The following is a 10,680-nucleotide window of genomic DNA, read 5'->3' as shown; positions in this document are numbered from 1 at the left end:
TTAGCTGTACCTGTTTCTGGCACATCTTGGATCGTTTGACGTCCAGTTTCTTGAGCACTTGTTACTCCGGCAGCATCGTTGGCATTGTCTACAGCTCTCTTGGCATTTTCTAGAGCTTCATCTACGGCGTTCTTCGCAGCTTCTTTCTCTTCATTTGTCAAGTTGTTATTGCCAGCGATTTGAGCTTTCTTCTCTTCTGCTTTGCGTTCAAGCTCAGCCTTAGCTGCTGATTTAGCTGTACCTGTTTCTGCTTCTTGCCTTTCCCTTTCTTTTTTCTTAACCTCCCATTCGCTTTGCTTCATAAATACATCTTCTTTAGGAACTTCTAAAACAGCTAACTCTTGATTGGAATCTCCAATTACTCTTACCTTAATATTTTCACCAATCGATTCCATATTTATTAATATACGTCTTGCGTCTGGATGTTTCTGAAAAATATCTAAGACACCAGGATCAGTTTCACTTTCGTCTCTATAGACATTGTCACGTCCCGCACCAGTTTTAGCCGGATCTTTCACTCTACGTCTTACCGTTGTCACTTCGGTAATCGGATCTGTATAGACTTCAAATACATTCTTAGTTTTAGTATTAGCATTTAGCCAATTATTTTTAGCATACGGCCATTGCTCATAAAGATATCCCTTATCATTATACTTGTCATCCGGTACAGGGTGTTGATTAACACCATAAACATACCGCCCATTCAACCTTGATGCCCGGTCTTCCCCGACACTCCTAGCTCTTCTAACGGGAGCATGCTGACCAGAGTTACTTGTTTCTTCAGCACTTCTATCACTTCCGCTAACGGCACTACTGTTGCTTCTATCTGACCCTTCAGAACTTTCCCCATTATTGCTTGATGGAGAAGCGTCCCTATCACTGCCAACAGGAGTACGCTGAACAGAATTACTTGTTTCATCAGCACTTCGCTCACTTCCATTCGAAGCTTCACTAGCTCCCTCCGCAGCTGGATCCGATTTAGGCTCAGAACTCTCAAGAGACACCTCTGTAGCATTTACTGTAGTATCCGCCTGAACAACACTAGCTCGTGCTCCTAAAAACATCAATGCGGCAACCGCGACACTGGCGGCACCAAAGTGGTACTTACGAATGGAGTAACGGAAGACCTTTTCTCTGTTACACTTTCTAAAATCCATAACTCTTTCTCCTTTAAAAATATGATTGAAGAGAACATGTCATTTTCCTCTTCGATTGACAATAATATATAAATAGCAACTTACGACTATTTACCCCACTGTATCTCCTATGAAGAATATACAGTCTAGCAGCAATTATACCACCCCCCCCGAATTTTGCAAGGAAAAACATTTGATTTTTTCGGTTTTGTAATTCGAATGTGATAATGTCTTTAGTAAATCGAACGTGAAAATGTCCCATTTGATAAAATAGTCGTATGAAAAGGATCCAACTGAATATGAATGAAGCGAAAAAATATCTTGTGATAAAAGCTATAGACCAAGGAAAGAAAACAAAGAATCGAGCCTGTGTCGAACTGAACCTTTCTAAAAGACAAAGCAATCGTCTGCTACTAGCCTATCAACAGAAAGGAAAAGAAGTCTATTTCAGCAGAAAGACGAAAGCATTCGTTATAAAAGAAGTTGACGGTGACATCTACCTCAATATCGCTGACAAGATCTATCACACAAAGGAGCTACTAGTTCATGAACTCTATTCGAAAAACTTTGAATCAGAACCAGAACAAAAAAAGAAAGACGCAAGTATGTCCCTCCACAAACCCATCCGTGGAAACTCACATCTTTCAAACAATATCTTCAGAAAAATAAAAAGGATTATGAAGAGTTTACTAGTGAGGAGCTTCATTCTCCTCAGCTACAAGTATAATCTATTTCTCGCTAAATGGGAAGCTGTTCCTTAAAGGAAATCACTCTATCCCTTACATTTAGGAGAGAGAAAGTAAGGAGTCTAAGACAAGCATTTCATTTGATAAGAGGCTTGGAGCTGTGAGGCTGGAGAGCTGTGAGGCTGGAGAGCCAAGGCTAAGACTAGCCTTGGTTTAGCTGAAAAAACAGCTTCAAGGGTTCCTCGTATCAAATAAAATCAAAATAATTGCCCTCAATCTCACCATTTTTTTGGGACATCATCACTTTCGATTGACAATTCTTCAGTGAAATGAGTTTGTCACAAATCTCAAACCAGCTAAAAGTAGTTCATAAATAAATGCCAACTTCCTTTCTCTATCTGTAAGATACTCATCAGATTATATAGTCTAGGAAGTAAGAGTTCTTTTTTATCCCTTTTTTTGTAATAGGCGTACCTCTCACTACTAATTACTTGCAATAATACCCGTATAACTTTTACAGCGGTGTTAGTTCAGTTCCTTCATAATATCGATGTTAACTTTTAACACAGACACCCTATCTTCACCTAGAAATCCAAAAATTTTTGTTACTGTATGCTTGTCAATGATTTCTTCCAGTCTAGGCAAGCTAATACCTGTTGTCTTAGAAATACGGGGGAGTTGTAGTTTAGCACTTTCTGGACTGATTTCTGGATCCAATCCCGAAGCCGATGTTGTTACCAAATCAGCAGGGATATCTCTGATTGAAATAGTTGGGTTTTCTTCTATGAGAAGAGACAGTTCCTTTTGAACACGTACTTTTAGTTCAGGATTACTAGGAGCCAGATTTTGGGAACCAGAAGTAATATCCCGCCTTTGTCCACTTGGGTCTCCTTCGCTAAGGTAGGTATTATACTGAATAGCAGATGGTCTACCATGCAGAAAAGCAGCTGACGAAAATTCTTGCCCAATTAAAGCCGATCCAATAAGCTTCCCATCCTGCTTAATTTGACTACCATTGGCTTGAACAGGAAAAATAAACTGCCCTAATCCGGTAATCAGCAAAGGGTAAAATAATCCACAAACCGCCCCAAATAAAAGACTTAGTCGGACAGAACGTCTGATATGTATAAATATTTTTCTCATGATTGTTATTCATTCCTTTCATGTTCAACCCAAGGAAAAGACACTGATTCTTTTAAACGTAAAGCAATGTAGATAAGTTTCAATCTTATTCCTCCAAATATTATATTATATTAAACTAATCTTATCAGGATAAACCCAATAGATACAATAATGGAGTAATACTCATATCAATGATTTTAATTCCAATAAACGGGATGAAGACTCCACCCAAACCATAAATCAGCATGTTATGAGCCAAAACTTTTTCTGACCTTTGAGGCTTATAAGAAACTCCTTTCATCGCAATCGGAATTAGAAGAGGAATAATAATGGCATTGAAAATCAGAGCCGATAAAATTGCGCTGGAAGACGTTGATAATGACATGATATTTAACGATTGCATTTGGGGAATACTGCGCATAAAAATAGCTGGAATAATGGCAAAGTATTTGGCAATATCATTAGCAATTGAAAAAGTGGTTAAAGCTCCTCGCGTCATTAATAATTGCTTTCCAATTTCAACGATATCCAGAATCTTGGTTGGATCGCTATCTAAATCCACCATATTAGCAGCTTCTTTAGCAGCACTTGTTCCAGAATTCATAGCAATACCGACATCTGCCTGAGCTAGTGCTGGGGCATCATTAGTCCCATCTCCTGTCATCGCAACAACTTTTCCTAAGCGTTGTTCTTTTTTAATAGCTTCAATTTTATCTTCTGGCTTGCATTCAGCGATAAAGCTATCAACGCCTGCTTCTTGAGCTATGGTCGCAGCGGTAAGAGGATTATCACCGGTACACATAATAGTTTTAATTCCCATTGCCCGTAGGCGAGCAAAACGCTCAACTAAACCTGGTTTGATGGTATCCTTGAGAGCAATCACTCCCAAAATATTCTGCCCCTCCACTACTGCCAGTGGAGTTCCCCCAGCTGAAGCAATTCTTTCACTGATAGACTTCAAATCTTTCGGAATCACACCACCTTTACCTTTAATATAGCGACTTATAGCATCTGTGGCACCCTTACGTATCATTCCCCCATCAACAAAGTCTATCCCACTCATTCGTGTTTGAGCAGTAAAATCAATAAAGGTCATATCTTCAGAAATAGGAGGAATACTTGCCCCATATTCTTTAGCGAGCTTAACAATTGATTTTCCTTCCGGTGTATCATCCTGTAGAGAACTTAGCATAGCTGCTCTTATTAAAGACTCTTGACTAACACCATCTACAGGAACAAAATGAGCAGCCATACGATTTCCAAAGGTAATGGTTCCTGTTTTGTCCAAAATCATAGTATCCACATCACCACTAGACTCCACTGCTTTTCCTGACATAGCAATCACATTAAACCGTGTAACGCGATCCATACCTGCAATTCCAATTGCTGACAGCAGACCTCCAATTGTTGTTGGAATTAAACATACGGTCAATGCCACAAGAGTAGTAACTGTAATCTTTATGTGCAAAGCGCTAGCAATCGGGTACAAACTTCCAATTACCATTAAGAATATAATTGTTAAGCTGACTAGCAAAGTATTCAAGGCAATTTCATTAGGGGTTTTTTGCCGAGAAGCACCCTCTACCAAGGAAATCATTTTGTCCAAGAAAGACTCTCCAGCACGTGAGGTCATTTTCAACTTAAGCCAGTCACTAGCAAGAGTTGTCCCTCCTGTTACAAAAGCAAAATCACCACCAGGTTCTTTGATCACCGGAGCTGACTCTCCTGTAATAGCTGATTCGTCTACAGAAGCAATTCCTTCAATAACTTCACCGTCACCAGGAATTAATTCTCCTACCTTAACCAGAACGATATCTCCTTTTTGCAAGGCTGTGGCCTCAATAGTTTCTTCAAGAAGGGTCTGACCATCATTGTCAAAATAGAGTCGTCTAGCTGTCATATTTTCTTGCGTCTTTTTTAAACTTTCAGCCTGTGCTTTTCCTCTTCCTTCCGCAATGGATTCAGCAAAATTAGAAAATAATAAAGTTAAAAATAAGATCACTGCTACTATGCCATTATACAATTGACTACTTTGGCTATCTTGTTGAGCATCAACGGGGATAATTGTTAAAAAGAAGGTCAGAACAAAACCAATTTCAACTACAAACATTACTGGATTTTTAATCATGTAACTAGGGCGAAGTTTTACGACCGCTCCTTTAAGGGAACTGAGTAGTATCTTTTGTGTCAGAAAGTAAGTTTTCTTTGAAATCATAATAAACCTCATTGAGTTAGAAATTCAGCTAAAGGTCCTAGTACAAGGACTGGTAAGAAAGTTAAGGCTGATATAATCAACACTATCACACCTAAAATAATGGCAAAAGTCCCCGTATCTGTTTTTAAAGAACCTAGGGAATCATTCACATGTTGCTTAGTCATTAACGAACCAGCAATCGATAGCTGAAGAATCAAAGTCACATAGCGTCCAAAAAACATAGCTAATCCTGTAGATATATTCCAGAATAAAGTATTGTCTTTTAGTCCTTCAAATCCCGATCCGTTGTTAGCAGAAGCTGAGGTAAATTGATAAATCACTTGTGATAAAGAATGAAATCCTGGATTGGTAACACTGTTAAATCCTGCTGGCAATGAGACAGCTACTGCTGAAAAACCTAGAATAATCATAGGGTGAACCATGATGGCTAAAGCAATTAAAGTCATTTCTTTACCTTCAATTTTTTTTCCTAAATAAACAGGTGCACGCCCAATCATTAATCCACAAATAAAAACAGTAAGAAGAACGTACAGCATCATATTCATTATTCCTACACCTTTACCGCCAAATATAACATTGAGCATCATGTTAATCATAGCTACTCCACCACTTAGAGGAGTCAAAGTATCGTGCATATTATTCACGGAACCCGTTGTAAAAGCCGTTGTTATTTCTGTAAATAGACCAGACATTGGAATACCGAACCTAACTTCTTTACCTTCCATACTTCCCATTGATTGATTCAAACCCAATTGATGCAAGACAGGATTTCCTCTACTTTCTGACCAAACAATAATGGATAAACCAACAAAAAATAAGAATAGCATAACAATCAGAAGCGGTCTTGCCTGTCCTCCTAGTTTAATAAACGTAGATTTAGTGGACTTATAAGAAACTTTCTGTACAGATTCAAAGGGATGATCTTCCTTTTTCCTAGATGAAACCATATGACCAAAAACAACTACCATAGAACCTGGTAACAACATCATAGATAGCATTTCAATAATATTTGTGATTACATTAGGGTTTTCAAAGGGAGTTGCTGAATTTGCTGCAAAAAAACCACCACCGTTGGTTCCCAAGTGTTTAATAATTTCAAGAGAAGCGACCGGTCCCATTATAAGACCTTGTAAATTGCCCTCCAAAGTAGTCGCATATAACTCTTTTGATAGTGTTTGGGGAACCCCCTGTGAAATAAGTAACAAAGAGCCTATTATTGAAAAAGGAAGCAACACTCGAGTAATCACCCGAACAAAGTCAACATAGAAATTCCCCATGTCTTGATACTTGCCTGATACACCTCTGATAAAAGCCATAGCAGCAGCATAGCCTGAAGCAGCTGAGGTAAACATCATAAAAGTAATGACAACCATCTGACTAAAAAAAGACAAATCCCTCTCACCAGCATAATTTTGTAAATTAGAATTGGTGATAAAAGATATGACTGTATTGAAACTCAGGCTTGATTCTAATGAACCAACACGGGTGGGGTTCAAAAAGAAAAAGGCCTGTGTTCTTAGGATTACATAAGCCACTAGAGCCATAACAGCATTAGTTAAAATAAGGGCTACAGCATACTCCTTCCAAGTCATTCCTTTTTTGTCCACATCAAGCAACTTATAAATCCACCTATCAATAGGATCCATAATGGGATCTGCAAAAGTTTTTTGCTGGCTAGCTATATGGTAAAGATACTTTCCAGTTGGTAATATAATAATACAAGCCAGTACTAAGACAAATATGATTTGTAACATCTCACATTCCTCCTAAAATCTCTCCGGGTGTAACAGAGCATAAAATAAATAACAGATTAATAAACCAAAAATTATTCCTAATACTATCATAGTACACTCTCCCTCTAATCACCTTTAAGGTGCTTATCACACCAAACAATAAAACCAATCATTAACAAAAAAATAAAAAATAAAACTAGAAACATTATGAAATCTACTAGCATTGTATCCTCCTTCAAGAATATAATCATTCTACCACGAAAAGTATAAAAATGATATAAAGATTACGGATATAAAATAAAGATTATATAAAGATTGTCTCCTAAAATAACCTAAGACAACCTATCCTAAGACTTGTTTCAAATAGCTGCCAAGAAATTACAAATCAGGTGAATAAAATTCTTTTTGGATTATTTGTCATCATAATTTTCAATCTTAATCATACGATAACCGATACCAATATGAGTTTGAACCATTTTAGAGTAACCCAATCCTAATTCGATTTTTTTTCGCAATGTATTAACAAAAACTCTCAAAGCAGAAAAATCTTCCTCATAATATCCCCAAATTTCCTTGACAATAAAACGATAAGTCAACACTCTATCAACATTCTCTGATAGAAGACAAAGCAACTTATACTCAATCGGGGTTAAGTGAATTTCTTGGTTATTAACAAATACACGATTAGATAAAAAATCAACATGTAGCCAGCCATTAGTAAAAGATGATTTTTCAGAATTACCGTCACTTTGTTGATTAATCTGCTTTGACCTCCTAAGACTAACTCTTAACCGAGCGAAAAGCTCATCAATGCTAAAGGGTTTCGTCAAATAATCATCTGCCCCAGCATCAAGTGCATCAATCTTGTCACTTTCTTCTCCACGTGCACTAACAACAATAACAGGTAGCTGTGAAAAGCTACGAATCTTGTCAATAATGTCTTTACCATCCATATCTGGCAAACCCAAATCCAATAATAATAAATCTGGAAATTGCGAAATGATCTGACGCAAAGCTTCCTCTCCAGTCCGAACTGATACATAATGATAACCTTCAACTTCCATTGCTAAGGATAAAAGTCTGTTAACGGAAGAGTCATCTTCACAAATTAAAATCTTAACATTTTCATTTTTCATGTAATACATTCACCTCCGCTAGTGGTAGTGTAAATCCAAAGATAACTCCTTTAGGAGTATTGTCATGGACGTAAATAGTCCCCCCATGTGCTGTAATAATACTCTTACATAAAGATAGTCCTATACCTAGGCCTCTTTTACCATCGGATGCCAAATTTTCTGATGTATAAAAAAGGTCAAAAATCTTTTCTTTTGCTTGATCGTTAATACCAGGACCATCGTCAGAAACCTCAACCACCAGGTTCTGATCCTTTCTATTACTCGTCAATGTAATTAAAGATCCTTCATGCGTATATTTAACTGCATTGTTAATGATATTAACCAGTACTTGCACAATCAAGGGAGCATCCATTTTAGCTATTAATAAATCATCTGATAAAATTAAAACAAAGTCATGATTCTTAATATGTTGATCCACATGTTTCAAAGCTTCTTCAATCAACTCATCGAAAACATTTATTCTTAATGAAAGAGTAGTATCATTATCCAATTTAGTAATTGACAATAAATTTTCAATCAGATTAATCAACCACATAGAGTCATCGTAAATATAGGCAGCTAATTCTATCATACGCTGTTTCTCCATAATTCCCCCCGTCTCCATCATTAATTTAGACTGACCTGATATGCTTGTAAGTGGAGTTCTCAAATCATGTGAGATTCCCCTTAACAAATCAACCCTTAACTGTTCTTTTTGTATTTTAAGTTCCATTTTTTGTTGTTCTTCGCGTAATGCTTCTTTTTCTAATGCCAAGGATGCCTCTCCTAAAACAGTTAGAATAACAGATTTTTCAAACAGGTCAATCATTGTTTTATCCTCTATTAAAATACCAATAATAGCAAAAACAGAATCTTTACCTCTGACAGATAAATACAGAAATTTAGCAGCAGACAAGGTGTTTGTTGTTGCTCCAGCTTGTTTATTATTATATAAAACCCACTCAACCACTCCTCGCTCATTGTACTGATAGTAATCAGCTAAGGTCCTCAAAGAATGACTGGTAGGGAAATATTTCGGCGTCTCCAAAGTACCACCTGTTACAGGATAAATCACCACATCACTATTCAATAATTTTTTGACTTGAATAGCTAGTTCTTCTAAAATAGAAGGAATAGAGTCTGCCTGAGATAATCCTCTATTTGTTTGTAGTAACAACTCTGTTAGATAAGATTTTTCAGTAGATAATCTTGCCTGCTCTTGAATCCTTTTTATGAGACTAGAAGTAATCAGACCAGTAATTAACATAATAGCAAAAGTCATAGGATAAGTAGGATTAAAAGAAGTAAAAGTGTAGTAGGGGGCCACAAAAAAGTAATTAAAACAAAGAACTGATAAAATAGAAGAAATCACACTATAAAGTTTTCCTTTTGTCCAAACAGCATTTATTTGAACACTTAATATGTATATTATTATAATGTTGTTGGTACTGAGATTCCAGAAACGAAATAAAAGACCTGTTAAGGTTACTAGCAACAATACCACCAGTGTTTTAACCAAATCACTGAAAGAAAATTGCCATTTAGAAAACCAAGAAGGCAACGAGAGCTTACCAACCGAAGTCTCTTTTTTTCCTCTAGTATTATGGACTACAAACATATCCAAATCAGGAACATTCTTACTAAGAACTTCCACAATATTTTCTTTAGGCCAAATAGTTCTGGAGCCACTTTTTCCGACTACTAACTTAGAAACACGGCTCAATTTTGCGTAATCAGCAATCTGCTTGGTCACATTATTATAATCCATAACTGTCACCTTAGCTCCCAACCGCTCTGCCAATTCCAAGTTCTGATGTAACTCCTGATTAGTCAGTTCCCTATCTAAACTACCAATATACAGGGCTGTAAAGTCTGCATTAAGAGCACTTGCTAATCTTGAAGCAGCGCGAATGACATGTGAAGAGGAGGGAGAGGGTGACACACAGACCAAGACATGTTCCTTGGTCACAATACTATCTTTAACTTTTTTTCCTCGAAAAGCACTTCCATTAATCTGATCAGCTGCTTTGCGCAAAGCGATTTCTCTCAAAGATATTAACTTTTCTTCAGTAAAAAAGTGACGCTTGGCCAATTTAGCTTGCGATTTAGAATAAATTTTTCCTTTATCCAATCGTTCAAGTAAATCTGATGGGTCAATATCTACAAGTTCAATCTGATCAGCCTGATCAAAAATAGCATCTGGAATTATCTCATTAACTTGAATCCCTGTAATAGCTTCAATCACATCGTTTAAACTTTCAATATGTTGGACATTTACAGTAGTATAGACATCAATCCCTGCATAAAGCAGTTCCTTAATATCTTGGTACCTCTTTTTATTACGTGACTCAAAACAGTTAGTATGAGCCAATTCATCCACTAAAATAATGCGTGGTTGACGCCTTAAAGCAGTATCAATATCAAACTCATTCAAGGTGATACCTTTATATTTTATTGTTTTAGGAGATAATTGCTCAAGACCAATCAGTAAAGCCATAGTCTCAGGTCGATTATGAGGTTCAATGTAACCTACTACCACATCTACTCCAGCTTTTTGAGCTCGCTGCGCTTCTCTAAGCATAGCATAGGTTTTTCCAACTCCTGCAGCATAACCAAAATAAATTCTTAACGCCCCTGTTTTCATAACATCACCTTAGTTAACCCAACCTTTTG

Annotated in this window: 7 protein-coding genes and 1 pseudogene; 1 reads left to right on the top strand and 7 read right to left on the bottom strand. The window is 37.0% G+C overall.

Going from position 1 to position 10,680, the window contains the following annotated elements; translation table 11 throughout:
• Nucleotides 1–1,157 (bottom strand): DUF1542 domain-containing protein (locus HT691_RS09355; RefSeq protein WP_172925352.1); only part of this gene is annotated, 1,157 nt, incomplete at its 3' end.
• 413 nt (nt 1,158–1,570) lie between these two features.
• On the opposite strand from HT691_RS09355, the pseudogene HT691_RS11410 reads away from it, so the two are divergent.
• Nucleotides 1,571–1,863, top strand: a pseudogene (locus HT691_RS11410) (ISNCY family transposase); the annotation flags it as partial.
• A gap of 484 nt (nt 1,864–2,347) precedes the next feature.
• Here HT691_RS11410 and kdpC read toward each other — a convergent pair.
• The 6 genes from kdpC to HT691_RS09320 all read right to left on the bottom strand — a co-directional run bounded on the left by kdpC (nt 2,348) and on the right by HT691_RS09320 (nt 10,651).
• Nucleotides 2,348–2,965 carry a potassium-transporting ATPase subunit KdpC gene (kdpC, locus tag HT691_RS09345; RefSeq protein WP_001225808.1) on the bottom strand — a complete coding sequence of 206 codons (618 nt, stop codon included), beginning with the start codon at nt 2,963–2,965 and terminating at the stop codon, nt 2,348–2,350.
• Nucleotides 2,966–3,089: 124 nt separating this feature from the next.
• Nucleotides 3,090–5,159: a potassium-transporting ATPase subunit KdpB gene (gene kdpB, locus HT691_RS09340; RefSeq protein ID WP_166731488.1), complete on the bottom strand. Its 2,070-nt coding sequence runs from the start codon at nt 5,157–5,159 to the stop codon at nt 3,090–3,092.
• A gap of 8 nt (nt 5,160–5,167) precedes the next feature.
• The gene (locus HT691_RS09335; protein ID WP_000939242.1) at nt 5,168–6,913 is read right to left on the bottom strand and encodes a potassium-transporting ATPase subunit KdpA; all 1,746 of its coding nucleotides are present in this window, start codon (nt 6,911–6,913) and stop codon (nt 5,168–5,170) included.
• A 12-nt stretch (nt 6,914–6,925) separates the two neighbouring features.
• On the bottom strand, nt 6,926–7,003 hold the full coding sequence (kdpF, locus tag HT691_RS09330; protein ID WP_007285010.1) for a K(+)-transporting ATPase subunit F: 78 nt from the start codon (nt 7,001–7,003) through the stop codon (nt 6,926–6,928).
• 299 nt (nt 7,004–7,302) lie between these two features.
• On the bottom strand, nt 7,303–8,028 hold the full coding sequence (locus HT691_RS09325) for a response regulator transcription factor (RefSeq protein WP_000787304.1): 726 nt from the start codon (nt 8,026–8,028) through the stop codon (nt 7,303–7,305).
• Nucleotides 8,018–10,651, bottom strand: a complete 2,634-nt coding sequence (locus HT691_RS09320; RefSeq protein WP_000847726.1) for a sensor histidine kinase KdpD — start codon at nt 10,649–10,651, stop codon at nt 8,018–8,020. Before HT691_RS09320 ends, HT691_RS09325 begins: the two co-directional genes overlap by 11 nt.
• Between the last annotated feature and the right edge of the window lie 29 nt (nt 10,652–10,680).

It is taken from the genome of Streptococcus sp. 477 (genome assembly GCF_013277295.1).
In the GTDB taxonomy this organism is placed as follows: Bacteria; Bacillota; Bacilli; order Lactobacillales; family Streptococcaceae; genus Streptococcus; species Streptococcus pseudopneumoniae.
Note: the sequence above shows the minus strand (reverse complement) of the source record. Positions and strands in the feature narration are given on the sequence as shown.

Coding starts and splice junctions, on each gene's coding strand:
- HT691_RS09335 (WP_000939242.1), bottom strand. CDS start 6,913: ATGTTACAAATCATATTTGTCTTAGTACTGGCTTGTATTATTATATTA.
- kdpF (WP_007285010.1), bottom strand. CDS start 7,003: ATGATAGTATTAGGAATAATTTTTGGTTTATTAATCTGTTATTTATTT.
- kdpB (WP_166731488.1), bottom strand. CDS start 5,159: ATGATTTCAAAGAAAACTTACTTTCTGACACAAAAGATACTACTCAGT.
- HT691_RS09325 (WP_000787304.1), bottom strand. CDS start 8,028: ATGAAAAATGAAAATGTTAAGATTTTAATTTGTGAAGATGACTCTTCC.
- HT691_RS09320 (WP_000847726.1), bottom strand. CDS start 10,651: ATGAAAACAGGGGCGTTAAGAATTTATTTTGGTTATGCTGCAGGAGTT.
- kdpC (WP_001225808.1), bottom strand. CDS start 2,965: ATGAGAAAAATATTTATACATATCAGACGTTCTGTCCGACTAAGTCTT.